At 73.0% G+C, this 26,617-nt stretch carries 23 protein-coding genes and 2 pseudogenes; 13 read left to right on the forward strand and 12 right to left on the reverse strand.

All coding sequences use genetic code 11. The features are described from left to right. Together AB0K92_RS23075 and AB0K92_RS23080 are read left to right on the forward strand one after the other, a co-directional pair. Positions 1-115 (forward strand): annotated as a pseudogene (locus AB0K92_RS23075) (short-chain dehydrogenase); the annotation flags it as partial. Then, the gene (locus AB0K92_RS23080) at positions 112-1,167 is read left to right on the forward strand and encodes an aldo/keto reductase (RefSeq protein WP_365925687.1); all 1,056 of its coding nucleotides are present in this window, start codon (positions 112-114) and stop codon (positions 1,165-1,167) included. The pseudogene AB0K92_RS23075 and the gene AB0K92_RS23080, both read left to right, overlap by 4 nt. Before the next feature lie 119 nt (positions 1,168-1,286). Here AB0K92_RS23080 and AB0K92_RS23085 read toward each other — a convergent pair whose 3' ends face one another. Then, positions 1,287-2,708 (reverse strand): lipase maturation factor family protein, encoded by a 1,422-nt coding sequence (locus AB0K92_RS23085; RefSeq protein ID WP_365925689.1) that lies wholly within the window; start codon positions 2,706-2,708, stop codon positions 1,287-1,289. Positions 2,709-2,890: 182 nt separating this feature from the next. Between AB0K92_RS23085 and AB0K92_RS23090 the strand changes: the two genes are divergently transcribed. Together AB0K92_RS23090 and AB0K92_RS23095 are read left to right on the forward strand one after the other, a co-directional pair. Further along, on the forward strand, positions 2,891-4,987 hold the full coding sequence (locus AB0K92_RS23090) for a SpoIIE family protein phosphatase (RefSeq protein WP_365925691.1): 2,097 nt from the start codon (positions 2,891-2,893) through the stop codon (positions 4,985-4,987). A 60-nt stretch (positions 4,988-5,047) separates the two neighbouring features. Beyond that, complete coding sequence (locus AB0K92_RS23095; protein ID WP_365925693.1) at positions 5,048-5,911, forward strand: DNA-formamidopyrimidine glycosylase family protein; 864 nt, start codon at positions 5,048-5,050, stop codon at positions 5,909-5,911. A 62-nt stretch (positions 5,912-5,973) separates the two neighbouring features. Here AB0K92_RS23095 and AB0K92_RS23100 read toward each other — a convergent pair whose 3' ends face one another. The 4 genes from AB0K92_RS23100 to AB0K92_RS23115 all read right to left on the reverse strand — a co-directional run bounded on the left by AB0K92_RS23100 (position 5,974) and on the right by AB0K92_RS23115 (position 9,603). Further along, complete coding sequence (locus AB0K92_RS23100; protein ID WP_365925695.1) at positions 5,974-7,155, reverse strand: SpoIIE family protein phosphatase; 1,182 nt, start codon at positions 7,153-7,155, stop codon at positions 5,974-5,976. A gap of 244 nt (positions 7,156-7,399) precedes the next feature. After that, the gene (locus tag AB0K92_RS23105; RefSeq protein WP_365925697.1) at positions 7,400-8,056 is read right to left on the reverse strand and encodes a zf-HC2 domain-containing protein; all 657 of its coding nucleotides are present in this window, start codon (positions 8,054-8,056) and stop codon (positions 7,400-7,402) included. A 252-nt stretch (positions 8,057-8,308) separates the two neighbouring features. Beyond that, positions 8,309-8,905 (reverse strand): hypothetical protein, encoded by a 597-nt coding sequence (locus AB0K92_RS23110; protein WP_365925699.1) that lies wholly within the window; start codon positions 8,903-8,905, stop codon positions 8,309-8,311. A 149-nt stretch (positions 8,906-9,054) separates the two neighbouring features. Further along, a complete protein-coding gene (locus AB0K92_RS23115; protein WP_365925701.1) occupies positions 9,055-9,603 on the reverse strand; it encodes a sigma-70 family RNA polymerase sigma factor in 549 nt (182 codons plus the stop codon). A 222-nt stretch (positions 9,604-9,825) separates the two neighbouring features. Between AB0K92_RS23115 and AB0K92_RS23120 the strand changes: the two genes are divergently transcribed. Next, positions 9,826-10,992, forward strand: coding sequence for a CapA family protein (locus AB0K92_RS23120; RefSeq protein WP_365925703.1), 1,167 nt, complete (start codon positions 9,826-9,828; stop codon positions 10,990-10,992). A gap of 12 nt (positions 10,993-11,004) precedes the next feature. Here the strand turns inward: AB0K92_RS23120 and AB0K92_RS23125 are convergent, their stop codons facing one another. Continuing rightward, positions 11,005-11,478, reverse strand: a complete 474-nt coding sequence (locus AB0K92_RS23125) for a MarR family transcriptional regulator (protein ID WP_166003784.1) — start codon at positions 11,476-11,478, stop codon at positions 11,005-11,007. A 57-nt stretch (positions 11,479-11,535) separates the two neighbouring features. On the opposite strand from AB0K92_RS23125, the gene AB0K92_RS23130 reads away from it, so the two are divergent. Then, positions 11,536-12,351 carry an alpha/beta hydrolase gene (locus tag AB0K92_RS23130; protein WP_365925705.1) on the forward strand — a complete coding sequence of 272 codons (816 nt, stop codon included), beginning with the start codon at positions 11,536-11,538 and terminating at the stop codon, positions 12,349-12,351. A 25-nt stretch (positions 12,352-12,376) separates the two neighbouring features. Here AB0K92_RS23130 and AB0K92_RS23135 read toward each other — a convergent pair whose 3' ends face one another. Together AB0K92_RS23135 and AB0K92_RS23140 are read right to left on the reverse strand one after the other, a co-directional pair. Further along, positions 12,377-13,804, reverse strand: coding sequence for an amino acid permease (locus AB0K92_RS23135; RefSeq protein WP_365925707.1), 1,428 nt, complete (start codon positions 13,802-13,804; stop codon positions 12,377-12,379). Positions 13,805-13,900: 96 nt separating this feature from the next. Continuing rightward, the gene (locus tag AB0K92_RS23140; RefSeq protein ID WP_166003790.1) at positions 13,901-14,359 is read right to left on the reverse strand and encodes a universal stress protein; all 459 of its coding nucleotides are present in this window, start codon (positions 14,357-14,359) and stop codon (positions 13,901-13,903) included. 330 nt (positions 14,360-14,689) lie between these two features. Between AB0K92_RS23140 and AB0K92_RS23145 the strand changes: the two genes are divergently transcribed. Beyond that, positions 14,690-15,553, forward strand: coding sequence for a polysaccharide deacetylase family protein (locus AB0K92_RS23145; protein WP_365925710.1), 864 nt, complete (start codon positions 14,690-14,692; stop codon positions 15,551-15,553). A 62-nt stretch (positions 15,554-15,615) separates the two neighbouring features. On the opposite strand, the gene AB0K92_RS23150 is transcribed toward AB0K92_RS23145, so the two are convergent. Beyond that, on the reverse strand, positions 15,616-16,290 hold the full coding sequence (locus AB0K92_RS23150) for a class F sortase (protein ID WP_365925712.1): 675 nt from the start codon (positions 16,288-16,290) through the stop codon (positions 15,616-15,618). 947 nt (positions 16,291-17,237) lie between these two features. Here AB0K92_RS23150 and AB0K92_RS23155 point away from each other — a divergent pair. Continuing rightward, positions 17,238-17,636 (forward strand): annotated as a pseudogene (locus AB0K92_RS23155) (hypothetical protein); the annotation flags it as partial. Positions 17,637-18,044: 408 nt separating this feature from the next. Here AB0K92_RS23155 and AB0K92_RS23160 read toward each other — a convergent pair. Further along, entirely contained in the window at positions 18,045-18,809 is a 765-nt protein-coding gene (locus AB0K92_RS23160) for a hypothetical protein (protein WP_365925714.1), read from the reverse strand. Positions 18,810-18,825: 16 nt separating this feature from the next. Continuing rightward, positions 18,826-18,954, reverse strand: a complete 129-nt coding sequence (locus AB0K92_RS23165; RefSeq protein WP_277347429.1) for a hypothetical protein — start codon at positions 18,952-18,954, stop codon at positions 18,826-18,828. Between the two features lie 791 nt (positions 18,955-19,745). Here AB0K92_RS23165 and AB0K92_RS23170 point away from each other — a divergent pair. The 4 genes from AB0K92_RS23170 (at position 19,746) to AB0K92_RS23185 (ending at position 24,598) form a co-directional block, all read left to right on the forward strand. Further along, positions 19,746-20,720, forward strand: a complete 975-nt coding sequence (locus tag AB0K92_RS23170) for an SCO0930 family lipoprotein (protein ID WP_365925807.1) — start codon at positions 19,746-19,748, stop codon at positions 20,718-20,720. 406 nt (positions 20,721-21,126) lie between these two features. Then, entirely contained in the window at positions 21,127-21,939 is an 813-nt protein-coding gene (locus AB0K92_RS23175; protein ID WP_365925717.1) for an SAM-dependent methyltransferase, read from the forward strand. Beyond that, positions 21,936-24,077: an EAL domain-containing protein gene (locus AB0K92_RS23180; protein WP_365925719.1), complete on the forward strand. Its 2,142-nt coding sequence runs from the start codon at positions 21,936-21,938 to the stop codon at positions 24,075-24,077. Before AB0K92_RS23175 ends, AB0K92_RS23180 begins: the two co-directional genes overlap by 4 nt. Before the next feature lie 68 nt (positions 24,078-24,145). Further along, positions 24,146-24,598, forward strand: a complete 453-nt coding sequence (locus AB0K92_RS23185; RefSeq protein WP_365925721.1) for an ester cyclase — start codon at positions 24,146-24,148, stop codon at positions 24,596-24,598. Positions 24,599-24,940: 342 nt separating this feature from the next. On the opposite strand, the gene AB0K92_RS23190 is transcribed toward AB0K92_RS23185, so the two are convergent. Then, on the reverse strand, positions 24,941-25,825 hold the full coding sequence (locus tag AB0K92_RS23190) for a LysR substrate-binding domain-containing protein (RefSeq protein ID WP_365925723.1): 885 nt from the start codon (positions 25,823-25,825) through the stop codon (positions 24,941-24,943). Between the two features lie 120 nt (positions 25,826-25,945). On the opposite strand from AB0K92_RS23190, the gene AB0K92_RS23195 reads away from it, so the two are divergent. Beyond that, positions 25,946-26,617 carry a succinate dehydrogenase gene (locus AB0K92_RS23195; protein ID WP_365925809.1) on the forward strand — a complete coding sequence of 224 codons (672 nt, stop codon included), beginning with the start codon at positions 25,946-25,948 and terminating at the stop codon, positions 26,615-26,617.

Below are 26,617 nucleotides of genomic sequence, written 5' to 3' on the forward strand. Positions count from 1 at the left end.
GGCCGCGGGCGCCATCGCCTACCTGGCGAGCCCGCTGTCCGGCGCCACCACCGGCACCGCGCTCGCCGTCGACGGCGGCATGCACGGTCTGCGCCCGCGCCCGGCGGCCCGATGAGCGCCGCCCTCGCCTTCGGCGCCGCCGCGCTCGGCAACCTGTACACGGAGGTCACCGACGAGGAGGCGTACGCCGCCGTGGCCGCCGCCTGGCGGCAGGGCATCCGTGCCTTCGACACCGCCCCGCACTACGGCCTCGGCCTGTCCGAACGCCGCCTCGGCGCCGCCCTGCGCGCACACCCCCGCGACGCCTACACCCTGTCCACGAAGGTCGGCCGCCGCCTGGAGCCCTGCGACGGCACCGGCGACGACCTCGCGAACGGCTTCGCGGTCCCCGCCACCCACCGCCGCGTCTGGGACTTCACCGCCGACGGCATCCGCCGCACCCTCGACGCCAGCCTGGAACGGCTCGGCGTGGACCGCGTCGACACGGTCTACCTCCACGACCCCGACGACCACGCCGAACAGGCCTTCCGCGAGGGCTACCCGGCGCTGGAGCGGCTGCGTGCCGAAGGCGTCGTCGGCGCCATCGGCGCGGGCATGAACCAGACCGCGATGCTCACCCGCTTCGTCCGCGACACCGACGTCGACGTGGTGCTGTGCGCCGGCCGCTACACCCTCCTCGACCAGAGCGCCCTCACCGACCTGCTGCCCGCGGCCGCCGACCGCGGCACGGCCGTCGTCCTCGGCGGCCCCTTCAACTCCGGGCTGCTGGCCGACCCGAAGCCCACCGCCACCTACGACTACGCCCAGGCGCCCCCTCGGCTGCTGGAGCGCGCCCTGCGGCTGAAGGCGCTCGCCGAGGAGCACGGCACGACCCTGCGCGCCGCTGCCCTGGCCTTCTGCGCCGCGCACCCGGCCGTCACCGCCGTCCTCGTCGGCGCCCGCTCCGCCGCCGAGGTCGACGACTGCGCCGCACAGTTCCGCGGCCCCGTCCCGGCGGCCTTCTGGCAGGAAGCGCGCACCACCGGCCTGCTGCCCGCCGACGCCCCCCTGCCCGGTGACGCACCCCTGCCGCCCGGTGACGCCCCCCTGCCCGGTGACGCACCCCTGCCGCCCGCCGACGCCCCCCTGCCCGGTGACGCACCCCTGCCGCCCGGTGACGCCCTCTGACCGGTGACGCCCCCTGCCCGCCGACGCCCCCGAGCCCGGCCGGCACCCGAGGTGATCCGGCGCGGTACGGCGAGCGCGGCCCCGCCCCACCACGTCCTCGCGGGGACCGCCACCCGCCCCTACGGCCGCCGGGCGGCTTCGGCCAGCCGCGTCGGCGGCAGGAACTCCCGGACATAGGTGCGGTGCCAGCAGGCGCCGGTCTCCCGCAGCTCCCGCCAGGTGGTGTACCGGTAGCGGAACAGCCGGGCGCGGATGTGGCGGGGCGGCTCGTCGGGCGGGAACGGGGAGCGGCGCAGCAGCTTCAGGGTGTCGCGGTCGTTCTCCAGCAGCCGCTCCACCAGCGCGCCGAACCAGGTCCCCGCGTAGGCGGGCGACAGCGCGGCGAACCACATCATCCAGTCCAGCCGCAGGTGGTACGGCGCGAACTGGCGCGGCCAGCGCCGGGGATCGCCGGGCTTGCCCTTGAACTCGTACTCCCGCCAGTCGGAGTCCTCGCGCGGCACGGCGTCCGCGGTGCCCTCGACCACCACCTCGTACCGCACCCGGCTGACGCTGCCGAACGCGCCGTAGGTGTTGACCAGGTGGAGCGGGTCGAAGGACCGGTTCATCACCTGGCGGCGGGAGACCATGTTCGCGACGGGCCGGTAGCTCAGGAACAGCAGCAGCGCGGCCACCGCGAGCACCACCACCACGTACCACAGCGGGGCGTCCGGCACGGGCGGCGGGTCGGCGGGGAACCGCACCGCGGACAGGGCCAGCACGATGGTGATCCAGTTCAGCCAGGAGAAGTTGCCGGACAGCACCAGCCACAGCTGAGTGACGATCATCAGCGCGGCGGCGGCCGAGGCGACCGGCTGCGGGGCGAAAAGGAGGAAGGGCACGGCGAGCTGGGTGACGTGGTTGGCGGCCACCTCCACCCTGTGCAGGGGCTTGGGCAGATGGTGGAAGAACCAGCTCAGCGGGCCCGGCATCGGCTGGGTCTCGTGATGGTGGTCCAGGCAGGTCAGCTTCCGCCAGCAGGCGTCACCGCGCAGCTTGATCAGGCCCGCGCCGAACTCCACCCGGAACAGGATCCAGCGCAGCAGGAACAGCACCACGACCGGCGGGGCCACCTCGTCGTTGCCGAGGAACACCGCGAGGAACCCGGTCTCCAGCAGCAGCGACTCCCAGCCGAAGCCGTACCACGTCTGGCCGACGTTGACGATCGACAGGTACAGCACCCACGGCACCAGCCACAGCAGCATCGCCGCCCACAGCGGCAGCAACCCGTCGACGCCCGTGAGGAGGGCCGCCGAGACCGCGACGCCCGTCCAGGCGCAGGCCGCGAAGAAGCGGTCCGAGTAGTGCAGCTGGAACAGGCTGGGCGCCTGCCGGAACGGCACCCGCGCGACATAGCGGGGGATCGGCAGCATCCCGCGCGAGCCGAGCAGCGCCCGGAACTGCAGGGCGGCGGTCAGGAACGCGACCAGGTAGACGGCGGCCAGCGCCCGCTGGAAGACCAGCCGGCTCAGCCAGTAGTCGGATGCGGTGAACCAGTCCACGGCCGTTGCACTCCTCTCCCTCCATTCTGGTGCCGCACCGCGAAAGGTGACCGTCCGTGATCGTGCCCTCCGCCTGTGTGGCCCAAGCGAGTGAAGCAGACTAGGGGGACGGGTTGCCCCAGTTGAGCGGCAAAGTGGTCACAGAAGTCGAAGAATCGGTCGAATGCTGGCAAGGTGGGCGCATGGTTGATCGGGGAGCGAGCGCGCTGTCACTCCCGGACGACTGGCCCGCCCACCCGGACCCGATCCTGGCGCTCAACCGCATGGGCAGCTTCGACTGGGACCTGGACACCGGTCTGTTCCACATGGACGCCCAGGCCCACGAGGTCTTCGACCTGCGCCCGGACGAGTACGACGGCCACCCGGAGTCACTGTCCGCCCGGGTCCCGACGGACGAGGCGCTCCGCCTGGACGCCCTCGTCGCCCAGGCCATCAAGGACGGCAGCGAGAACTACGGGGCGTACTTCCGGATGCGCTGCCGCGACGGCAGCCTGCGCTGGACCCACACCCAGGGCTACATCCGGCGCGACGCGACCGGCCGCCCGCGCCGGATCATCGGCATCGTCCGCGACGCCACCCGGGAGCTGCGCGAGATCGAGGCGCGCGGCGCCCGGCGCGGCTCCGAGGACCCCCGGCAGGACCAGGGCAGCGTCGTCCAGGCCACCGCCGCCGCCCTCGCCCACGCCCGCACCGTCCAGGACGTCATCGACGTGCTCAAGGACTCCGACGGCGTCACCCACCTGGGCGCGGCCAGCCTGGTGATGGGCCTGATCGAGGCCGGCCGCATCCGGCTGATCGCCGAGGGCCCCAAGGGCAGCCGGGTACCCGGCACCGAGGTCACCCGGATCGACGAGCCGTACCCGATGAGCGAGGTCGTCCGCACCCTCAGCCCCCGCTTCATCGAGTCACCCGAGGAGTTCGCGGCCGGCTACCCCCTCCTGTGGCCGCACATCACCGACCTCGCCATCACCTCGGCCGCCTATCTGCCGCTCATCGTCCAGGCCCGCCCCATCGGCGCCATGGGCCTGCTCTACGACGACCGGCACGGCTTCACCCCCGAGGAACGCGACATCCTCGTCGCGCTCGGCAGCAGCATCGCGCAGAGCCTGCAGCGGGCCATGTTCTACGAGCAGGAGAAGGACCTCGCCACCGGCCTCCAGCAGGCCATGCTGCCGCGCACCATCCCCAGCGTGCCCGGCGCCGACGTCGCCGTGCGCTACCGCTCCGGCAGCGCCACCGGCACCCTCGGCCGGGACATCGGCGGCGACTGGTACGACCTGATCCCGCTGCCCGGCGGCCGGGTCGGCGCCGTCATCGGCGACGTCCAGGGCCACGACACCCACGCCGCCGCCGTCATGGGCCAGCTGCGGATCGTGCTGCGCGCCTACGCCGCCGAGGGCCACACCCCCGCCACCGTCATGGCCCGCGCCTCCGTCTTCCTGCACGAACTGGACACCGACCGCTTCGCCACCTGCCTGTACGCGGAGGCCGACCTCGCCACCGGCGTGGTCCAGGTGGTGCGCGCCGGACACATCGATCCGCTGCTGCGGTCCGCCGACGGCAGCTGCCGCCGGGTCACCGTGGAGGGCGGCCTGCCGCTCGGCCTGTCCGCCGAGTTCGGCAGCCTCGACTATCCCGTCGGCACCCTCGAACTCGACCCCGGCCACACCCTGCTGCTGCTCACCGACGGCCTCGTCGAGACGCCCGGCGCCGACCTCGACGACGGTATGCGGGCCCTCACCGAAGTGATCACCTCCGGACCCCCGGACGTCTGGAAACTCGCCGACCGGCTGATCGAGGCGGCCGAGGAACGCGGCGGCGACGACGACGTGGCCCTGCTCCTGCTGCGCCGCCGCGGCCTGGACACCCCGCAGGCCGGCGGCCGCCTCCAGCAGCACGTCGCCCCCGGCGACCCCGAGGCCCTCACCGGCGCCCGGCACATGATCCGCTCCGCCGCCCGCGCCTGGGGCGCCGGGGACCGCGCCGACGAGATCGAACTCGTCGCCGACGAGCTGATCACCAACGCCCTGATGCACACCGAGGGCGCCGCGATCGTCACCCTCAGGGCCCTCGCCGGCCCCGAACGCCGGCTGCGCGTCGAGGTCGAGGACTCCTCCAGCGCCCTGCCGCGCCGCCGCGAGGCCGGCGACTCCGGGGTCTCGGGGCGCGGCCTGCTCCTGGTCGACCTGCTCAGCGAGGTGTGGGGCGTGGAGGCGCGGGGCGGCGGCAAGTGCGTGTGGTGCGAGTTCACCGTGCCGGACCACACCGGGGGCGGCTGAGCGGGAGGGGGAGGGGCCGGTCCGGGTGAGGCCGTCGGTGCCGGGTGGCAGTCTGGACGTATGCCGGAACTCCCCGAGGTCGAAGCGCTGAAGGACTTCCTGACCGAGCACCTGGTGGGACACGAGATCGTCCGGGTGCTGCCGGTCGCGATCAGCGTCCTCAAGACGTACGACCCTCCGCTCACCGCCGTCGAGGGCCACGAGGTCACCGCCGTGCTTCGGTACGGCAAGTTCCTCGCCCTGGCCACGGACGGCGGCCCGTACCTGGTCACCCACCTGGCCCGCGCGGGCTGGCTCCAGTGGAAGGACAGCCTGCCCGGCGCCCCGCCCCGCCCCGGCAAGGGCCCCCTCGCCCTGCGGGTCGCCCTGGAGAACGGCGCCGGCTTCGACCTGACCGAGGCCGGCACCCAGAAGCGGCTCGCGGTGTACGTCGTCCACGACCCCCGCGAGGTCCCCGGCGTGGCCCGGCTCGGCCCCGACCCGCTCGCCGACGACTTCGACGAGGCCCGCCTCGCCGCCCTGCTGTCCGGCGAGCGGCGGCAGCTGAAGGGCGCCCTGCGCGACCAGAGCCTGATCGCCGGCGTGGGCAACGCCTACAGCGACGAGATCCTGCACGCCGCGAAGATGTCCCCGTTCAAGCTGGCCGCGTCGCTCGGCCCGGAGGAGACCACCCGGCTCTACGAGGCGCTGCGCACCACCCTCACCGAGGCCGTCGAGCGCTCCCGGGGCCTGGCCGCCGGACGGCTGAAGGCCGAGAAGAAGAGCGGCCTGCGGGTCCACGGCCGCACCGGCGAGCCCTGCCCCGTGTGCGGGGACACCATCCGCGAGGTCTCCTTCAGCGACTCCTCGCTCCAGTACTGCCCGACCTGCCAGACGGGCGGCAAGCCGCTCGCGGACCGAAGGCTGTCCCGGCTGCTGAAGTAGGCGCCGCGCGTGCGCACGCAACGCCGGCACGGCAGGCGGCGGGCGGGTGGGCACGGTCCGGCTCAGAGGGTCGGCGGCCACCACTCGATCAGCACGATCGTCGCGTCGTCCCGCAGCCGTCCGGGCTGGGCGTCGAGGATCGAGTGGATCAGCCGGCGCAGCGTCTCCGGCGCCAGTTCACCGGCGGCGGTGGCGCGGATGACCTCGTCGGCGAACCGTTCCAGCCCGAACTCCTCACCGTCGCGGGTGCGCGCCTCGGTGACGCCGTCCGTGTAGAGCAGCACCCGGTCGCCGGGGTGCAGATCGATCTCGTGGCTCAGCCGCGCCCGCCCGGCGAGCAGCGCGGGCAGGCCCATCGGCGGATCCGCCTCCCGCTCCATCGCGTCCGCGACCAGCTTGTGGTCCCGGATGAGCAGCGGCGTCGGATGCCCGCAGTTGCTCCAGCGCAGCACGCCGCTCGCCAGGTCCAGCTGGGTGAGCACACCCGTGCAGAACTGGTCCGGGAGCCACTGCGTCAGCGCGTCGTCGACGCACTTCACCAGGTCCGGCAGGTCCGCGCCGGTGCGCCGGGCGTTGCGGCAGGCCGCCAGCGACACCGCGGTGGTCAGCCCGGAGGCGAGGTTGTGGCCCATGGCGTCGAGGACGGAGGCGTGCAGTGTGGTCTCGGTGAGGGAGTGGTCGAAGGCGTCCCCGCCGAGTTCGTACGCGGGTTCCAGCACGGCGGTGGACACCACGTGCGTGGTGCCGATGGTGCGGGGCGGCAGGAAGGCGCGCAGCATCTCCGCGGGCAGCCGCATCGGCTCGGTCCTGGTCCGCCGTACGAAGGAGTCCTTGTAGGCCCGCTTGGAGGTGACCATCATCGCCAGCAGGGTGGCGAGGCTGCGGCTGCGGCGCAGGGTGGCCGGGGTGAGGGCGGGCTGGTGCACGGCGAGCACGCCCAGCCGTTCCGCGCCGTCCACCAGCGGCAGCCACGCCGTCATCCCGCCGATCTCGGACTCCTCCACGCGCAGCGACTGGGTGCGGTACGTCCAGCCGGCCAGCGACTCGTCGATGGGCAGCGCGGAGGCGACGTCGGTCAGCGGGACGAGCCGGCGCTGCTGGAGGTCGGCGAGGTAGACCACGGAGTGCTGGAGGCCGAGCGCGGCGGAGCAGCGGGCCACCGCGGTGGACAGGTCGAGCGCGGGGGTCTCCGGGTCGGCGAGGAACTCCTCCAGCAGACCGCCGGCGTTCTCTGCCGTCGCCACCGTCTCTCCCCTCGTCCGGGACCGCGGGCGCGGTCGGGTCGCGTCCCCCAGCAGTCTCACACCGTGTCCCGCGGCCCGCCCGGCGGCCGGGGTGACGGGGCGACCGGCACGGCCGTACGGGTGAAAGTCCCGTGACGACAGGACGGGCCGCGGCGCGAGCGGGTGCGGGAGGAGGTGCTGCGGGCGCGGCCGCCCATGGCGTCACCGGACCGCCGGCAGCTTCCGGGACCCGATGGGGGACGGGTCAGGGCCGTGGGTCGAGTACCACCAGCCGTTCGCCCGTCGCCGCGCGTACCTCGTAGTGGTCGATCTGGTCGGGGTGGAGGGCCGCCGAGCCCTCCACGGTGGTCTCGCCGGTGTCGTGCCGCCGCACGGCCCAGGTGGCCAGCGTCTGCTCCGAGCCGTCGTGGCCGACGGCGACGAGCCGGCAGATGCGGGGCCCCGCCCCGTCCCTGACCTTCAGCTCCACCCGGCTGCCGGACGCGGCGTCCTCCGCGGTCACCTGGGCCCAGACCCCGGAGCGGTCGTCGGTCGCCGCGATCCGGGCCGGCCGCTCGGGGCTCCCGCCGACGGCGGTGAGCGTGAGCCAGGGTCCGGCCAGGGCCGCCACGACGGCCGCGGCGACCGCGGCGAGCGTGCGCCGGCGCCGGGCGCGGCGGCGGGAACGCACCTCCCCGAGCAGCGCGTCCAGCAGCCGCGGGCCGGGCCGGGCCGCCGGGTGCACCAGCCGCGGGGTGGCCCGCCGGTAGAGCATCAACTGCCGTGTCACCGCCCCGAATTCGGCGACATGTGACGTACAGCGGGGGCAATCCATGAGGTGGTCCTCGAAGTGGAAGGCCTCCGCCTCGTCCAGCACGCCGAGCGCGTACGCGCCGACGTCGCGATGCCTTTCCAGGGACATGCCGCATCCTCGTGCCGTGGGTGGGGGTGGGGTGGGTCCGTGCACCCACCGGTACGCACGGCACGGGCGAATCACTCAAGCCGCGGACGCAATCGCGGCCGAGTGATTCGGAGCCACCGGGCCCGAGGATTGGTCGGGCCGGAAAAAATTCTCCGGAAGACACCGGAGGACGAGAAGACGAGAGGACGAGAGGACGAGAGGACGAGCCGGGCCGGGCGGCCGGGGCGGGGCGGCCGGCGCGGCCGGCCGGAACTAGAAGAGGTGGATGGCGAGATGCCCCAGCGGCAGCCCCAGCTGCCACGCCGGCGTCCACACCTTGGGCCCGTCCTCCTCGCCGATCACCCCGGTCACACCCAGCTCGCCGATGTCACCGATCTCCTCGTCTCCACCGATCCCCCCGGACTCACCGGTCTCGCCGCCCACCGGCCCGCCGCCCGGCACCGCGTTCAGATCGGGCGCGAGCAGCTCCGTCTCCTCCAGCCAGCGCCAGGCCGCCGCCGCCAGCTCCAGATCGGGCGCGGGCCCGCCCCGCCGGGCGGCCTGCGCGGTGAGCTGCGCCATGCGCTCGCGCACCCAGTCCTGCCACGGCTGGTCGTACGCCGTCAGGGACAGCCAGGTGTCCAGCTGGGTGACGACCCGGATGCCGGACAGCTCGCCGTCGGTGTCCGCCAGGAAGACGGTCAGCGCCAGCGCGTCCCGGCCCGCCCGGAACTCGAACGACGTCGGCGGCATCAGATCGCCGTGGCGCAGCAGTTCGTCGGCGATGTACTCGGCGTACAACCACGCCATGGGGACGGTGAGTTCTCCGCCGTCGGCACCGTCCGTGCTCTGGTGACCTCTGTGCTGCATCCCTTCCTGCCTTCCTCCGGTGCGTGCGCGTCGCCCGACCCCGGGCCCGGGGGAGCTGTCCCCGTCCGGAAGCACGGATGAGGACAGCCGATTACTCAACGGGGGGTGTCGGCAAGGCGCTTTACGGAGGTTTGACTCGACCGCCGGTTTCACCGCAGGTCGGGTGCGTATCCCGGAAGCACCCGACGCAGGGCGCGCAGCGCGTAGTACGCGCGGGACTTCACGGTACCGGGCGGGATCCCGAGGGTCTGCGCGGCCTCCGCCACACTGGCCCCCTGGAAGTACACGAGCACCAGGACTTCACGGTGTTCCGGAGTGAGTGTCTTCACAGCCTCGCGGACGTCCAGCATCGCGGCGGCCCGCTCGGCGTGGTCGGACATCACCCGGGCGTTCTCCAGGACCGCGTCCCCGACCTCGGCCGGCCGCGCCTGCCTGGCCCGCCGGGCGTCGATCGCGAGCCGCCGGGCCACGGTCAGCAGCCAGGGCCGTACGGAGTCGAAGTCCGTGGCGCGCAGTGCCTCGGGGTGCTGCCAGGCGCGCACCAGCGTCTCCTGGACCAGGTCCTCGGCGCGCTGCCGGTCGCCGTCGCAGAGCCGGAGCAGCAGCGCGAAGAGGGGCCGGCCGTGCTCCCGCTGCAGTGCGGCGAGCTCGTGCTCGGCGGTCGTCGTCCCGTGGGTGAGAGTGGTTCCGGCCGTCATGGCCGTATGGCATCGCAGGGCGCCGTCGCGGCACAGGGCACGCACACGGATCTGCGACGGACGGTCGAACGCGTCGGCGAACGGTACGACGAACGGTTCCCGGCGCCGCCGGGAGCGGCCGACCGCGCACACCGGACGGGTTAAGGGGCCCCTGGGACTGTTTGCCGTCTCGCGCAGCTTCGTACCTATTCGTGGGTAAATACGACCGCACTGGGGAAGCTGATGATCGTTCGCATCGCACGCAGACGGCAGGTGGCCCTCGCCCTGACGGCGCTCCTCGCCGCGGCCGCCGCCTGCCAGGCCCAGCACCAGGAACAGCACACGAAGTCCGGCCGTGCCGCGCCCGCCGCCTCCGGCCCGCGCGGCTTCACCCTGGTCGCCTCCGGCGACATCCTGCCGAACAGCTCGATCATCGACCGCGCGCGGTTCGACGCGGGCGGCCGGGGCCACGACTTCCGCCCGATGCTCTCCGGCATCCGCCCGGTCGTCGCCCGCGCCGATCTCGCGCTGTGCCACATGGAGACCGTCTACGGCGCGAACGGCGACTACACCGGCTACCCCGTCTTCAAGTCCCCGCCCGAGATCGCCCAGGGCCTCGCCGCCACCGGCTACGACGGCTGCTCCACCGCCTCCAACCACAGCCTCGACGACGGCGCCGAGGGCATCCGCCGCACCCTGGACGCCCTCGACCGGGCGGGCGTACGGCACGCCGGGACGGCGCGCGCCGAGGCGGAGGCGCGGGCCGTCACGATCCTGCCCGCCGGCGCGGCACGGGTCGCCCACCTCGCCTACACCTACGGCACCAACGGCCGGTCGCTGCCCGCCGGACAGCCCTGGGCGGTCAACCTGATCGACGAGTCCCGCATCCTCGCCGACGCGCGGGCCGCCCGCCAGGCGGGTGCCGACGTGGTCGTCGTCTCCCTGCACTGGGGCACCGAGTGGCAGGACGAGCCCGACCGCGGGCAGCTCGCCCTCGCCGACTCGCTCACCGCCTCCACCACCCGGGGCCGCCCCGACATCGACCTGATCCTCGGCACCCACGCCCATGTCCCGCAGGCCTACGAGAAGGTCAACGGCACCTGGGTGGTGTACGGCATGGGCGACCAGGTCGCCGGCCAGATGTACAACCACTCGGGCGCCCCCGACCCGCGCGGCAACCAGTCCACCGTGGGCCGCTTCACCTTCGCCCCGCCCGCCCGGCCCGGCGGACGCTGGGAGGTGACCCGCGCCGAGTTCGTCCCGCAGCTCTTCGACATCGACGCCGGCCGGGTCGTCAACCTCAACCAGGCGCTCGCACAGGGCGCCGACGTCCGCTGGGTGCGCGACCGCATCCGCGACGTGGTGCTCAGCCGGGGCGCGGCGCAGGACGGGCTGGTGATGGGGGAGTAGGCCCCCGCGCGATCAGTTCACGTCCACGCCGTCGAAGACCTTCAGCATCTCGCCGAGTACCCGCAGGCACGCCGCCACCTCGGCCCCGGTCAGATCGCCGCCGACCTCCCGCAGCACCGTGTGCTCGCGGGCGAGGACGGCGGTGATCGCCGCCCGGCCCTCGTCGGTCAGCCGGATCAGCGAGGACCGCCGGTGCGCGGGGTTGGGGATGCTCTCCACCAGACCGCGGGCCGCCGCGTCGTTGACCATGCGCTGGACGAACTGGCGGCTGATCGCCTGCGCGCGGCCCATCTGGGGGACGGTCATCGGCCCGTGCTTGTGGAGCAGGTCCAGCACGGCCCGCACCCCGACGGACAGGCCCTCGATGGCCTCACCCTCCTCGACCTTGCGCTGCACGCGCCGGTAGAGCGGGCCGACCAGATCGAACACCTCGGTGAGGCGACGGCCGAGTTCGTCGGGCGGAAGGGGGGACGCGGGTTCGTTCACCCGCCCATCATGACATCCCGGTTGTCAAAATCCCGCACAGATGACACCTTGGTTGTCATGACTGCTCCCGCGGACCTCCGCCGCCTCCCCTCCGCCGACGGCGACCTCACCTACCTCGACACCGGCTCCGGAGACCCCGTCGTCCTGCTGCACTGCGGATTCACCGACCACCGCTACTGGGCCGACCAGATCCCCGCCCTCGCCGCCGAGCACCGGGTGATCGTCCCCGACGTACGCGGCCACGGCTGGTCCGCCAACGCCACCCGGCCCTTCCGCTGGGCCGACGACCTCGCCGGCCTGCTGCGCCGGCTCGGCACCGGCCCCGCGGTCCTGGTCGGTGTCTCGATGGGCGGGGTCATCGCCACCGACACCCTGCTGGACCACCCGGACCTGGTGCGCGCCGCGGTCGTCAGCGGCTCCGCGACCGGCGACTGGCAGTACACCGACGACTGGCACCGCGGCATCCAGGCCGAGTACGCCCGCACACTCGCCGCCGGCGACATCGAGGGCTGGCTGAACGCCTTCCTGCGCGTCCTGCCCGGCGAACACCGCACCGCCGACGCCGTCGACCCGGACATCGCGCGCCGGCTGCGCGAGATGGCCCTGCACACCCTCTCCAAGCACGCACCCGGCGAGAAGGACTGGCTCGTCCACTCCACCGGCAGCTGGTCCCGCGTGTCCAACGTCCGCGTCCCGGTGCTCACCGTCAACGGCACCCTCGAACCCGCCGACCTGCTCGCCGCGGCCGAGCGGCTCGCCGCCGCCACCCCCGGCGGCCGCTCGGTGACGATCGACGGTGTAGGCCACTACCCGAACCTGGAGAAGCCGCAGGAGTACAACCGGATCCTCCTGGACTTCCTGAAGTCCCTCTAGGGGGTGTCTCGTCGAGCAGGCCGGATCAGCGAGACGCCTCCTGGCGGCGCGCCAGCTTGGAGTGGCGGTACGAGTAGGCGAAATAGATCACGAGGCCGAGCGCGAACCACACCGCGAACCGCGCCCACGTCTGCCACTGCAGGAACGTGATCAGCCAGATGGAGAAGACGACGCCCACGGCCGGCACGAACGGCATCCACGGCGTGCGGAAGGTGCGCGGCAGTTCGGGCTGCCGGTAGCGCAGCACGATCACCGCGACGCACACCACCACGAAGGCCAGCAGAATGCCGATGTTGGTCAGCTCGGCCGCCTCGCCGATCGGCAGGAACCCGGCGATGGCGGCCGAGGCCACCCCGACGATCCAGGTCACCCGGGTCGGCACGTGCCGGGTCGGGTGGGTCTTGGCGAACCACGGCGGCAGCAGCCCGTCGCGGGACATGGCGAACCAGACACGGGTGACGCCGAGCATGAAGGTGAACATCACCGTGAGGATGCCGATGATCGCGCCGACCGCGATCACATCCGCCAGCCCGGTCAGCCCCACCGACTTGAACGCCGTGGAGAAGCCGCTCTCCTTGTCGATCTCCGAGTAGTGCTGCATCCCGGTCAGCACCAGGCAGGCCGCCACGTACAGCACCATCGAGATCGCCAGCGAGTAGATGATCGCCTTCGGCATGTGCCGCTGCGCGTCCTTCGACTCCTCGGCCGCGGTCGACATCGCGTCGTAGCCGAACACCGCGAAGAACACGGTCGCCGCACCGGTGAACGCGCCGCCCACCCCGTACGGGAAGAACGGGTCGTAGTTCGCGGTCTTGATGTGGAACACGCCGACGCCGATGACCAGCAGCACCACCAGCACCTTCAGCACCACGACGACCGTCTCGAACCGGGCCGCGTTCTTGATGCCGAGATTCAGCAGATACGCGATCAGCAGGCACAGCAGCGCCGCGAACAGATCGATCCGGTGGCCCTCACCGGTGCCGGGCGCCCCCAGCATCCAGTTCGGCAGATCGGCGCCCATCTCCCCGACCAGGAAGCTGAAGTAGCCGGAGATGCCGATCGCGACCACCGCCACGATCGCCGTGTATTCCAGCAGCAGGTCCCAGCCGATGAACCAGCCCGCCAGCTCGCCCAGCACCGCGTAACCGTAGGTGTAGGCGGACCCCGCCTTCGGGATCAGACCCGCGAACTCCGCGTACGACAGCGCCGCCGCGGCACTGGCCACACCGGCGATCAGGAAGGAGACGAGGACCGCCGGGCCCGCCGTCCCGTTGGCCACCGTGCCGGCGAGGGTGAAGATCCCCGCGCCGATGATGCCGCCGACCCCGATCGCGGTCAGCTGGCCCAGGCCGAGAGAGCGGTCGAGGCGGGTGCCCTCACCGACCTCCGTCTCCTCGATGTGCTCGATGGGTTTGCGGCGGAGAATTCCCTCGCCCGCGCGGAGCCCGGCCACACGCCTCACCTCTTCACGATCGGCAATCGGCTGACGGCGGATCATCATGGCTCAGCGGCAGGGGCGAGGGAAGACGCCACGCACGCGGCGCGCCCGTTACGGCACCACCGTCACCGGCCAGCGCCCCGCCTTCACGAGCCGGATCGCGACGGAGCCCACGATCCGGTGGCCCGCCTGCTCCGAGGCGCCCACCACGACGGCGTCGGCCTTCAGCTCGTCCGCGGCCCTCACCAGACCGCTGTACGGATCGCCGCGGAACGTGTGGAACTCCCAGCGGACGTCGAATATCCCCTTGACCCGCTCGGCGGCATCCCGGATCTGCGCCACCAGATCCTCGGCGATCTCCTCGGTCGTGCCGGCCACCGGCACCCCGAGCGCGCCCGCCGCGAGCACCGGCTGCACGTACACCACGGCCAGCAGCGCGTGCTGCCGCCGGGCCAGGCCGCCCGCGTAGGCCGCGGCCCGCAGGGAGGAGTCCGAGCCGTCGACCCCGACCAGGATCACCTTCGGCCCGTCCGTGCCGCGTTCGAACCGGTGCGAGTGCTGTTCCGTCACGGCCCGAGGCTACCGGAACCACCCCCTCCCACCGCCGGGGCGGGCCAGCGCCCGCACGGGACCGGCACCCGTCCGCACGGGACCGGCGCCCGTCGGCACGGGACCGGCGCCCGTCCGCGCGGGACCGGCATCCGTCCGCGCGGGACCGGCGCCCGTCCGCGCGGGACCGGCACCCGTCCGCACGGGACCGGCATCCGCCCGCACGGGACCGGCACCCGTCCGCACGGGACCCGCGGCGGTACCGCCCCGCATCGGCCGCTCGGGTGGATCGGTGCCGCCGCACCGGTGTCACCGTGGTGCGTCGGGGGCGGGGCGGGCGAGTGATGAGTCATGAAGAAGGATCAGTTGCTCACCCGGCTGACAAAGGATCAGTTGATCACCCGGCGCCGGGCGTTGCTCGCCGGTGCCGCCGCCGTGGGCGCGGCCGGCACCGCCGGGGTGTTCGCCCTCGGACCGGGCGAGAAGGCCCCCCGCTCCGCCGCCCCCGCCGCCGGCCCCGCGGTCCGCCGCCCGCTGAAGCCCTCCGTCTACCGCCTCCAGCCCCTGACCGGCTACGGCCCGCCCCGCGCCGCGCCGGGCCGCACCCCGGTCCGCAGCCGCCCGCTGCTCAGCGTGTCCGGCCTCGGCCGCACCATGGTGCTCACCTTCGACGACGGGCCCGACCCCCGCTACACCCCGGACATCCTGGACACCCTGCGCGCCTACGACGTCCCCGCGATGTTCTTCGTCTGCGGCGAGATGGCCGCCGCCCACCCCGGTCTGCTCCGGCGGATGGCCGACGAGGGCCACGTCGTCGGCAACCACACCTGGTCGCACCCGCTGCTCACCCGGCTCGGCCGCGCCCGGATCCGCAGCGAGATGGAGAGCACCTGCGAGATCGTCGACCAGACCTACGGCGAGTGGCCCCGCTGGTTCCGCGCCCCGTACGGCGCCTGGAACCGGGCCGCCTTCCAGATCGGCGCCGATCTCGGCATGGAACCCCTCGCCTGGACCGTCGACACCCTCGACTGGACCGAGCCCGGCACCCGCACCATCGTCGACCGGGTCGAGGACGGCGCCGCCCCCGGCGTCGTGGTGCTCTCCCACGACGCCGGGGGCGACCGGTCGCAGAGTGTGCGGGCGCTGCGGCGGTATCTGCCGGCATTGCTGGACGCCGGCTACCACATCACGGTGCCGCGCAGACACCAGGTCTGACGGTCACCGCCCGCCGGCGGGCCACCGCCCGTCGGGCGGCCGCCCGCCGGGCCGGGGCCCGCTCAGCGGACCTCGACCAGGCGGGCGAAGGCGACCACGTTCCCGTCGTAGCCGTTCTGCTGCGAGAAACCCCCTCCGCAGGTGATGACCCGCAGTTCCGGGGCGCCCTTGGAGGCGTAGACCCGGTCGCCGGGGAAGTTGTTCTTCTCGAACACCTCGATGCCGTAGATCTCGAATACGGCCGTCTTTCCGTCTCCCCGGGCGATCTCGACGCGATTTCCCTTCTTCAGCGCGCCGAGCCCGTAGAACACGGCCGGGCCCTGCTGGTTGTCGACATGGCCGACGACGACGGCGGTGCCCTTCTCGCCGGGCGACACCGCGCCGGTGAACCAGCCCGCGAGATTCGGGTCCTCCGCGGGCGGTGCGTCCACCCAGCCCTCGGTGTCCAGACCGACCGGGATCATCGGCGCGTCCACCTGGATCGCGGGAATCCGTACCCGGTTCGGCACGGCGTACGGCAGCGGCTGCGCGGCCTGCCCGAAGGTGCCGGCCTGGACGGCGCTGTCCGCGGCCGCCGCCGACGCGGGCTGCGGCGGGCCCACGTCGAACTCCCCCGAACCGTTGCGGATGAGCGCGAGACCGGTCAGCAGAACCAGCGCTATCACGCCCCACGGGGCGCGTTTCCTCCGCCGCGCCTCCGCTTCGGCCAGCTCGGCGGACAGCTCGGATGCAGACATTCGCCATCCCCTCTCGACGCGGCCGTCGCCGCGTCAATTCGCGCATACGAGAACGCTAAATGCCGTCCGGGAAACCGGCGACGGGGCAGAGGCGAACGGGTGGCCCGCGAGAAAGCCCGGTGCGCCATCCGAGTTGCCGTGATCAGGATTTTTCTGACGGTCCGTGACCTGCGGCAATATCCGATTGTGCGGTTTTCGTCCGGCGTGTTGCCTCACCAGGACGGACCATCGCCGAAATGCGCGCCCCGGGCGAGCGGCTGAGGGTCTTTTCCGGGAGACGTTCTCTCGCCGATCCACCGGGGACGGGCCCCGGGGCGTCTTCCGCGGAGGATCACATGCGTAACTCTCGTGCCCTGGCGGTCTCCGCCGCCGCGGTCGCCGCCTTCGGCCTCGCCGCCCCCGCGGCCGTCGCGTGGGACGGCCCGGGCGGAAGCGTGGGCGGCAACGGTGACCAGAGCTTCAACCAAGGTGGCAACGGTCAGGGCTTCGGCCAAGGCGGCGACGGCAACCAGGGGATCGACCACAACCAGGACGGGAACGGGGGCCAGGGCGGGAACGGAGGACAGGGCGGCAACGGCGGCCAGGGCGGCCAGGGCGGCCAGGGCGGGCACGGGAACGCGGGCGGGAACGGCGGCGGTAACGGGGGCCAGGGCGGGAACGGGGGACAGGGAGGCCAGGGCGGCAACGGTGGCCAGGGCGGGCACGGGAACGGCGGCGGCAACGGGGGCCAGGGCGGGAACGGGGGCCAGGGTGGCAACGGCAACCAGGGTGGCAACGGGGGCCAGGGTGGCAATGGCAACCAGGGCGGCAACGGGGGACAGGGCGGTAACGGGGGACACGGCGGGCACGGCAACCAGGGTGGCAACGGCAGCCAGGGTGGCAACGGCAACCAGGGTGGCAACCAGGGCGGCAATGGCAACCAGGGCGGCAACGGTCACTTCGGCAGCCCGAGCAACATCGTCGCGATGCCCAGCGTCATCGCCCCCGGCGGACAGATGACGATCACCGTCGACGGCTGCCCGCACGGCGGCACCGCCTCGTCCGAGGCGTTCCCCACGACCAAGCTCACCCCGGTCAGCGGGGCCAACCGCACGGCCCGCGGCACCGCCACGATCCACGCCAACGCCCGCCCCGGCCAGTACGACATCACGGTCAACTGCTCCGGCCGCACCCTGACCCGTCCCGCCGCCTTCACCGTCCTCGGCGGTGTGCGCGGCGGCATCGGCGGCAGCAGCTCCACCGGCGCCACCCCGACCGACATCGCCATCGGCGGCGGGCTGGTCGCGGCGGCCGTCATCGGCGGCGGGGTGTTCTGGATGCGGCGCCGCTCCGAGAAGCGGATCTGATCCGGCAGCGGACGGACCCGGCCGCCCTCCCTTCCCCGCGGCGGCCGGGCGGCTCCGTCGGGACATCGCGCACGTGCACAGGCCTTCGCCCCGGATCCCTCCCATGGACACCGGGGCGAAGGCCTGTGATCGGTCGGCGGCGCGGCCGGCGCGGTCCGCGTACGCCAGCCGTCGTGTCGCCGGCGCGGCGGCGCTCCACGCGGTACGCCGCGCCGAGCGACCCCGCGATGAGCGCGGCGCCCGGGCCGACCTGGTGGAGGTCGAACCCGCCGGCGACGATGAGCTTGCGGTGTCACGCGAACGGGGCAAACCGTGTGGGCCGCCCAGACGACGGCGGCCCGGCCGCCCGGGGGACGGCGGCGGCGTGGTGGCCCGCCGTCCCCCTGGGATCCGGTGCGTGGGAGCGCGTCAGCGGGTGGCGTCGGGGAAGAGGTCGAGGAACGGATCCGCCGTCGCCGAGATGCCCCGGCTGTACGGCGCGTCGAAGTCCCAGATGAGGAACAGCAGGAAGGCGATCAGGGCGGAGAACAGCACGGCGAGGATCAGCTCGCGAGGGGTGCGCCGGATCTGCAGGGCGAGGATCATCCCGATGGTGATCACGGCCCCGATGATCAGGCCGAACCACACCACGCCCGGCATGGTCGGCGCGGCCGAGTCCGCGCGGGCGTTGCGCGCCTGGTCGGCGGCGGTGACCTGGTCCATGAGCGGCTGGTAGGCCTGGGCCTCGAAGTCGGTCCGCGGCTCGTAGTCGGTGACGTCCGTGCGGACGCGCCGCAGCAGTTCGTCGCCGCGCTCGGTGACCTTGTTGTGGTCGGTCATCGACTTCCACTCGGTGGTGACGACGTGTCCGACGTACGTGTTGACATCCTCCCGGATGCGGTCGCGGACCTCGGGCGGATAGACCCGCACCCGCTCCGAGATCTCGTGCAGGGCCTGGGCCTCGGCGCGGACGTGGTCCTGTGCGGCGCCGCGCGCCTCCCAGACGCCCGCGATGGCCAGGCCGAGGACGATGGCGTACACCACACCGATCCACATCGTCATGTACTCGATGACGTCCGGAGTCTCGGTGGGGTCCTCGTCGTCGCCCGCGGTGCGGTCGCGCAGCACGGTGATGAGGACCACCACCACACAGGCGGCCACCATCGCGAGGGTGAGAACAAGCCATTCCGGCAACGGATTCCTCCAGGGATCAGCGCGGACGCAGCGCGGCGACGGCGACCACCGCGGGGACGGTGATGAGCAGGACGTGGGTGAGCGGGGAGGTGGTGTTGCGGACCGGCCGCGGGCGCGGTGGCGTGCGGTACTCCGGGTAGCTCACCGGGGTCGCGGAGGGGCGCGGGGTCGATGCGGGCTTCCGGCTGGGGGCGGGCGGGGGTGGGGGCGGGGGAGCCGGGGCCGGCGTGGGGCCTACGGGCGCGGGCCGGGGAGCCGGCGGGGGCGGTGGCGGCGGAGCGGGTGGCGGGGGCTCGGGCGGCCTCGGGACCGGAGCCGGCTCCGGCGGCGGCTTCGGGGTGGGCTTCGGCGGCGGAGTGGGCGTCGGCGTCGGTGTGGGCGTCGGCGTCGGTGTGGGCGTGGGCGTGGGGGTCGGCTGCGGCGGAGGTGGCTTCGGGGTGGGGATCGGGGGAGGGGTGGGGGTGGGTGTCGGGGTCGGGCACGTGAGACTTCCCGCGACCGACACCGCCTGTGTGCCTCCCGGCCCGGTCGAGGTCCAGGCACAGGCATCGGCGACCACCACGCCGGCCGGCGCGCCGACGAGGGCCCACGTCAGCGCCGTCAGGGTCAACACCCTTGCCGCTCTGGGGAAATGGGTCGGTTCGGATCCATGCACGCCGAAGATCATGAGCCCTCCGCGACCACCGACATGCCCGGCCGCCGGGGGAATGCCCCGAAGGAGGGAAACACCGGCCCACCGGTTTGGACGGCGCCTCCCTCATACGTTCGACCCCCCGAACGCCGGGGCGGGGTCCGCGTGAGACCCGATCCGCGGGCGCGCGCAAGAAAACCGCCCGCACGTTGAACACACCCCGGTGCCCGCCCGTACCCCCTGTCGAGCGGCGGCGCAGCAGGGCGCTGCGACTGCAACAGCCTTGTAATCATGGGGAGTTGACGATGAAGACCTCCTGGCGGAGCGCCTCACTCGCGGCGGGTGCCGTGGTCGTGCTGGCGTTGACGACGGCGTGCGGCCAGGACGGCGGCGGTACCCAGCCGGCCAGTCAGAACGTCGGCGCGACGGCCGCGGCCGGCGGCTACGGCGGAACCGGGACCGGGATCGGCAGCGGCGCGGCCGGCACCGAGGCCGGGGCGGGAGCGGAGGGGCAGCAGGACGCCGCCGCGCAGGCCGCGCCCGCCGGCAAGCTCGACGTCACGGTCGACGCCGAACTCGGCCGCGTCCTCACCGACGCCGACGGCCGCACCCTGTACCGGTTCGACGAGGACACCGCCGAACCGCCCAAGTCCAACTGCGACGGCGACTGCGCCACCGCCTGGCCCCCGGTCCCCGCCGACGACGCCTCGGCCGGTGAGGGCATCGACAAGGCACTCCTCGGCGAGGTCACCCGCGCCGACGGCACCAAGCAGCTCACGATCGGCGGCTGGCCCGCCTACCGCTACGCCAAGGACGTCAAGGCCGGTGACACCAAGGGTCAGGGCGTCGGCGGCACCTGGTACGCCCTCGCCCCGGACGGCAAGAAGGCCACCCTCGCCGACCTCCCCGGGCTGTCCACCCGCAAGGACCCCAAGCTCGGCGAGATCGTCGTCGACAAGAACGGCATGACCGTCTACCGCTTCATGAAGGACGAGGCCTGGCCCAAGCCCGTCTCCGCCTGCACCGGCGCCTGCCTCCAGAACTGGCCCGTCGTCGCCCCGGTCGAGGCGAACGACACCGAAGGGGTGCAGAAGAAGGGCCTGATGAGCTTCACCCGCCCGGACGGGACCAAGCAGCAGACCGTCAACTGCTGGCCGATCTACACCTTCAGCGGTGACAACGCCCCCGGTGACACCAACGGCCAGGGAGTCGGCGGCACGTGGTACGCCGTGGCGCCCGACGGGAAGCCGATCGGCGCGCCGGAGAAGGGAGAGGAGTAGCCGCAACCCCGCCCCGTGACGAGCGGGGGCCACCCCGGCCCCCGGCCCGGTCCGCCTCCTTCCGCCCCCTTCGCATCCCCTTCCCCCCTCCCACCCCTCCCGCCCCCTCCCGCTCCCCGCGGCAGGGGGCGGACCGGTGTGCCCGCCAGCCGCGCCCCTCCGGCAATCCCCTCCTTCTTCTCCTTTCTCCCGTACTTCTCCTACCGTTCCTTCTCGTCGCCTTCTTCCCCGCACCGGAACTCTCCGGAATGCCCTCGGAAGTTGGCACCGCGATCGGGCTCCCATTCGGCACGTGCCGCAGGCAGTGACCGGGAACGGATGGTGAATTTCCGGTTCGGCTCGCTCCTTTGGCGGGCGATCAGTAGCCTCAGCTCGAACACCGGATCGCCTATGCCTGGAGAGATAGATGGAGCGTCCCGCCTGGGCCCCACGGAGCATCGACATCTCGGTGCCGAGCGTTTCGCGAATCTACGACTACTACCTGGGCGGTTCGCACAACTTCGAGGTCGACCGGGAAGCGGCCCGCAGGGCCATGGAGTTCATGCCGGGACTCCCCAAGATCATGCAGGCCAACCGTGCCTTCATGCGCCGCGCGGTCCGCTACGCCGTGGACCAGGGCATCACGCAGTTCCTGGACATCGGCTCCGGCATCCCGACCTTCGGCAACGTCCACGAGGTCGCCCAGACGGCCAGTCCCGGCGCCCGCGTCGTCTACGTCGACCACGATCCGGTGGCCGTCGCGCACAGCCAGGCGGTGCTGGAGGGCAACCAGAACGCGGACGTCGTCGCCGCGGACCTGCTCAAGCCGCAGGACATCCTGACCAGCCCGCAGGTCTCCCGGCTGCTGGACCTCGACCGCCCGGTGGCCCTTCTCCTCGTTGCGATACTGCACTTCGTGGAGGACGCGGACGACCCGTACGGCGCGGTGGCTCAGTTGAGCGACGCACTGGCGCCCGGCAGCCTGCTGGTGCTCACGCATGCCTCGTACGAGGGAATCCCCCTGCCGGCGGAGCGGGCCGGGGGCGCGGTGGACGTATACAAGGACATTCGCAACCCGCTGATCATGCGCTCGCGCGACGAGATCGCGCGGTTCTTCGAGGGGTACGACATGGTGGAACCCGGACTGGTGCCGATGCCGCACTGGCGGCCGGACACCGCACCGGAGGACGAGGACCCGTATGCCTTCTCCGGTTTCGCCGGCGTGGGGCGTACGGCGTGAGCGCGGAGCCGGACGGGCCGGAGGACAGACTGCGCCGGTTCGCGACGATCTGGAGCCGGGCGGTCTTCCCGGTGACCGTCACGTCCCTGACCCGGCCGGAGTTCGAGGCGCGGCTGCTGCCGCTCGCCCGGCGGCTGAGCGAGGCGCTGCGGGCCCGCGCCTTCGACGCCGCCGAGGGCCGGGCCGTCGGCGCCGCGCTCGTCGCCGCGCACTGCACCGACCCGGAAGCGCTCAGCCGCACCCTGGACTGCGTGGACGCCTATCTGGTGCTCTACTGCGGCGAGGGCGGCAACCAGGAGGATCTGCGGGCGCGTTCGTCCCGCCTCCAGCACGCGATGGCCGCCGGGTTCGCCCAGGCGCTGCGCGAACGCACCCTCGCCGAGCAGGAGTCCATCGCCCAGGCCGCGCTGCGCGCCCAGGGAGTGGTCGCCCAGGCGCTGCACGCCAGCGAGGCACGCTTCCGCGCGGTGTTCGAGGGCGCCGCCATAGGGATCGGCATCGCCGACCTGGACGGCAACATCCTGGAGGTCAACGGCGCCCTGCTGCGGATGTTCGGCGGCGGCGAGCAGAACGTGCGCGGCCGCAACGTCCGCGACTGGACGCACGCCGAGGACGCGCCCCAGGTGTGGCGGCTCTACGAGGAACTGGTGCGCGGCGAACGCGAGCACTACCACGTGGAGAAGGCCTTCTACCGGCCCGACGGAACGGTCCTGTGGACCAACCTCACCGTCTCCCTGCTGCGCGACGCCGACGGCAACCCCCAGTACCAGCTGGCCCTCATGGAGGACACCACCGAGCGCCGGCTGCTGAACCTGCGGCTGCGCTACGAGGCCACCCACGACGCCCTCACCGGCCTGCCCAACCGGACCCTGTTCTTCGAGCGCCTGGAGAAGGCCCTCAACGCGGGCCCCGGCCAGCGCTTCGGGCTGTGCTACCTCGACCTGGACGGCTTCAAGACCATCAACGACAGCCTGGGCCACGCGGCCGGCGACCGGCTGCTCGTCGAGGTCGCCGACCGGCTCCAGGCCTGTGCCACGGCGCCCGGCGAGATGGTCGCCCGGCTCGGCGGTGACGAGTTCGTGGCGCTGACCACCGGGCCCGACACCCAGCGCGAGGTCGACGAGCTGGCGTCCCGGATCATGAACGCGCTGGTCGCCCCGATCCGGATCGACGGCCGGGAACTGACCGTGCGCGGCTCCATCGGCATCGTCGAGGGCCCGGCGGGGGAGCGCAGCGCGGCGGAGGTGCTGCGCAGCGCCGACATCACCATGTACCGGGCGAAGTCGGCGGGCGGCAACCGCTTCGAGCTGGCCGACGCCGAGGCCGACGCCCGCGCGATCACCCGGCACGGCCTCACCACCGCGCTGCCGGCCGCCCTGGAGCGCGGCGAGTTCTTCATCGAGTACCAGCCGCTGGTCCACCTCGACGACGGCAGCGTACGCGGCGCCGAGGCGCTGGTGCGGTGGCTGCACCCGCAGCACGGGGTGCTCGGCCCCGACCGGTTCATCCCGCTCGCCGAGCACACCGGCCTCATCGTCCCGCTGGGCCGCTGGGTCCTGGAGCAGTCGGTCCGCCAGGCCAAGGAGTGGCGCGAACGCTACGCCGGCACCACCACCGCCCCGCTGCGGATCAATGTCAACCTCTCCCCCTGCCAGCTCACGCACCCCGGCCTGGTGCAGGACACCGTCGACATCCTGGAGGCGGCCGGCGTCACCCCCGACGCGCTCTGTCTGGAGGTCACCGAGTCCGCCCTGATCGGGGCCGACGACGACCTCCTCAAGCCGCTGTGCCGGCTCGCCGAGATGGGCATCGACATCGCCCTGGACGACTTCGGCACGGGCTACTCCAACCTCGCCAACCTGCGCCGCCTCCCGGTGAGCATCCTCAAGCTGGACCGCTCCTTCACCCAGAGCATGCAGCGCTTCCCGGCCGACCCCGTCGACCTCAAGATCGTGGAGGGCATCGTCTCCCTCGCCCACAGCCTGGACCTCACGGTCACGGTCGAGGGCGTCGAGACGGCCGCCCAGGCGGACCAGCTGCGCATACTCGGCTGTGACACGGCACAGGGGTGGTACTACGCCCGTCCCGGCCCGCCGGAGCGACTGCACGAACTGGCGATGGCGGACGCGACGGGCTGAGCACGGCGGGGGTGCCCGGCCTACGATCGAGGGAGAGGACCCGAGGGGGCCCGGCTGGGAGCACGGGCATGGACAGCACCGAGATGCGCCGCCTCTTCGAGGCCCACCGCGCGGCGGAGGCGGCCCGGGACATCGACGGCATCCTCGCCACCTTCGTCACCGACTGCTTCCTGGAGACGAAGGCGCTGGGCCTGCGCAGCCAGGGCAGGGACGCGGTGCGCGCCGCCTACCGGTCGCAGTACTTCACCGCGTTCCCCGACCTCGCCCCCGAGGACGAGGGCGTCACCTTCGGCGACGACGTCCTCGCCGTCTGGGGCACGCTGCGCGGCACCAGCCAGGGCGACTGGCTGGGCGTACCCCCCGGCGGCGGCACCTTCGCGGTCCCTTTCGCGAACGTCGTCCCCTTCCGCGACGGCCTCATGGCTGGCGAGTCGCTCTACTTCGACCTGGCCACCCTCTGCGACCAGGCGCACATCCCCCTGCCACAGATCCGCCAGGCGGCATCCCACCACCAACGCTGAAAACCGCACCCCCAAGGGGCGCGGGAACTGCGCGACCAGCCACAACGACGCCGCACCCCGCCACGCCACCGCAGCGAATGGGCGATCCCGCCCAGGGGCGCGGGGAACTGCGCGACCGGCCCCAGCGCTGCCGCACCCGCCACGCTGCCGCAGCGAATGGGCGATCCCGCCCAGGGGCGCGGGGAACTGCGCGACCAGCCACAACGCACCCGCACCCCGCCACGCCGCCGCAGCGAATGGGCGATCCCGCCCAGGGGCGCGGGGAACTGCGCGACCGGCCCCAGCGCTGCCGCACCACGCCGAGCCGCCGCAGCGAATCGACGCCCCCGGAACCCCCCACCCTCACCGCTCCAGCAACATCCGCTGCAACTCCCGCGCAGCCCGGGGCGGAGCCACATCGCTACGGTGGGCCAGCGCGATCACCCGGTGCAGCCCCGGCCGCGCCAGCGGAGTCACCCGCAGCCCCCGCCCGGACCGCGCCGCGACCATCCGCGGGACGACGGCGACCCCCAGCCCCGCCCGCACGAACCCCAGCACCGCGTCCATCTCCCCGCCCTCCACCGCGAGGTCCGGCTCGAAGCCCTCGGCGCGGCACGCGGCCACGGTCAGCTCCCGCAGGTCGTACCCGTGCCGGAACATCACCAGCCGTTCGCCCTCCAGATCGGCGATCCGCACGGTGCGCCGCCCGCCGCCGGGCCGGGGCGCCTCGGGCGAGGAGACGACGACCAGGTCCTCGCGCAGCAGCTCCACCGTGGTCAGCGCCGGCGAGGGCGTCGGCAGGGGCAGCACGATCAGCGCCAGGTCGAGCGCGCCGCGCGCGAGATGCCGTACGAGGTCGTGGGAGCCGCCCTCCTCGATCATCAGCCGGATGCCCGGGTAGCGGTCGTGGAAGGCGCGCAGCACGTCCGGCAGCAGCCCCGTGCACAGGCTCGGCGTCGCGCCCAGCCGGACCCGCCCGCGCCGCAGCTGCACCAGCTCCTGCACCTCGTGCCGCGCGGTGTCCGCGTCGGCGAGGATCCGCCGGGCCAGCGGCAGCAGCGCCTCCCCCGCGTCGGTCAGCGTGATGTTGCCGCGCGCCCGCAGGAACAGGTCCGCGCCCAGCTCCCGCTCCAGCGCCTTGATCTGCTGCGACAGCGACGGCTGCGCCACGTGCACGAGTTCGGCGGCCCGGGTGAAGTGCCGGGTCTCGGCGACGGCCACGAAGTACTGGAGCTGCTGGAACTGCACCCACCCAGCATAGGCGCGCCCTATCGAATCAAGCCGGACCATGTCTTGGACCGATGAGGTGTCGCGCGCCTAGCGTGCTGTTCCATGGCTCTGGCAACGCGGACGGGCCGACGGCCGTCCATGGCACGCACGATCTGGGACAGCACCGTCGGCAAGAAGACAGTGATGGCCGTCAGCGGCGTGATCATGCTGCTGTACCTGGTCGCCCACGTGATCGGCAACCTGAAGATCTTCTTCGGTCCGGAGGAGTTCAACCGCTACGGGCACTGGCTGCGCACGGTCGGCGAGCCGTTCATGCACTACGAGTGGACGCTGTGGCTGATCCGCGTCGTCCTGCTCGCCGCGGTCGTCGCGCACGCCGTCTCCGCGTACCAGCTCAGCCGCCGCGACATCAAGGCGCGCCCCAGCAAGTACGTGCACAGGAAGCCGCGCGCCTCCTACGCCACGCGCACCATGCGCTGGGGCGGGATCATCCTCGGCCTGTTCATCGTCTGGCACGTCCTGGACCTGACCACCGGCCACACCCACCCGGGCGGCTTCCAGGAGGGCCACCCTTACGAGAACGTCGTCGACACCTTCTCCACCTGGTACGGCAACGTCGTCTACATCGTCGCGATGCTCGCCCTCGGCCTGCACATCCGGCACGGCTTCTGGAGCGCCGCGCAGAGCCTGGGCGTCTCCAGCCGCACCCGCGACCGCGCCCTGAAGACCATCGCCAACGTCCTCGCGCTGCTGCTCACGGCCGGTTTCATCGCCGTACCCGTGGGCGTCATGACCGGAGTGGTGAGCTGA

The sequence above is a fragment of the Streptomyces sp. NPDC052687 genome, assembly GCF_040678395.1.
GTDB lineage: Bacteria > Actinomycetota > Actinomycetes > Streptomycetales > Streptomycetaceae > Streptomyces.

Coding starts and splice junctions, on each gene's coding strand:
- AB0K92_RS23185 (WP_365925721.1), top strand. CDS start 24,146: ATGGACAGCACCGAGATGCGCCGCCTCTTCGAGGCCCACCGCGCGGCG.
- AB0K92_RS23195 (WP_365925809.1), top strand. CDS start 25,946: ATGGCACGCACGATCTGGGACAGCACCGTCGGCAAGAAGACAGTGATG.
- AB0K92_RS23120 (WP_365925703.1), top strand. CDS start 9,826: ATGATCGTTCGCATCGCACGCAGACGGCAGGTGGCCCTCGCCCTGACG.
- AB0K92_RS23170 (WP_365925807.1), top strand. CDS start 19,746: ATGAAGACCTCCTGGCGGAGCGCCTCACTCGCGGCGGGTGCCGTGGTC.
- AB0K92_RS23115 (WP_365925701.1), bottom strand. CDS start 9,603: ATGACGGCCGGAACCACTCTCACCCACGGGACGACGACCGCCGAGCAC.
- AB0K92_RS23145 (WP_365925710.1), top strand. CDS start 14,690: ATGAAGAAGGATCAGTTGCTCACCCGGCTGACAAAGGATCAGTTGATC.
- AB0K92_RS23150 (WP_365925712.1), bottom strand. CDS start 16,290: ATGTCTGCATCCGAGCTGTCCGCCGAGCTGGCCGAAGCGGAGGCGCGG.
- AB0K92_RS23130 (WP_365925705.1), top strand. CDS start 11,536: ATGACTGCTCCCGCGGACCTCCGCCGCCTCCCCTCCGCCGACGGCGAC.
- AB0K92_RS23175 (WP_365925717.1), top strand. CDS start 21,127: ATGGAGCGTCCCGCCTGGGCCCCACGGAGCATCGACATCTCGGTGCCG.
- AB0K92_RS23110 (WP_365925699.1), bottom strand. CDS start 8,905: ATGCAGCACAGAGGTCACCAGAGCACGGACGGTGCCGACGGCGGAGAA.
- AB0K92_RS23095 (WP_365925693.1), top strand. CDS start 5,048: ATGCCGGAACTCCCCGAGGTCGAAGCGCTGAAGGACTTCCTGACCGAG.
- AB0K92_RS23105 (WP_365925697.1), bottom strand. CDS start 8,056: ATGTCCCTGGAAAGGCATCGCGACGTCGGCGCGTACGCGCTCGGCGTG.
- AB0K92_RS23080 (WP_365925687.1), top strand. CDS start 112: ATGAGCGCCGCCCTCGCCTTCGGCGCCGCCGCGCTCGGCAACCTGTAC.
- AB0K92_RS23090 (WP_365925691.1), top strand. CDS start 2,891: ATGGTTGATCGGGGAGCGAGCGCGCTGTCACTCCCGGACGACTGGCCC.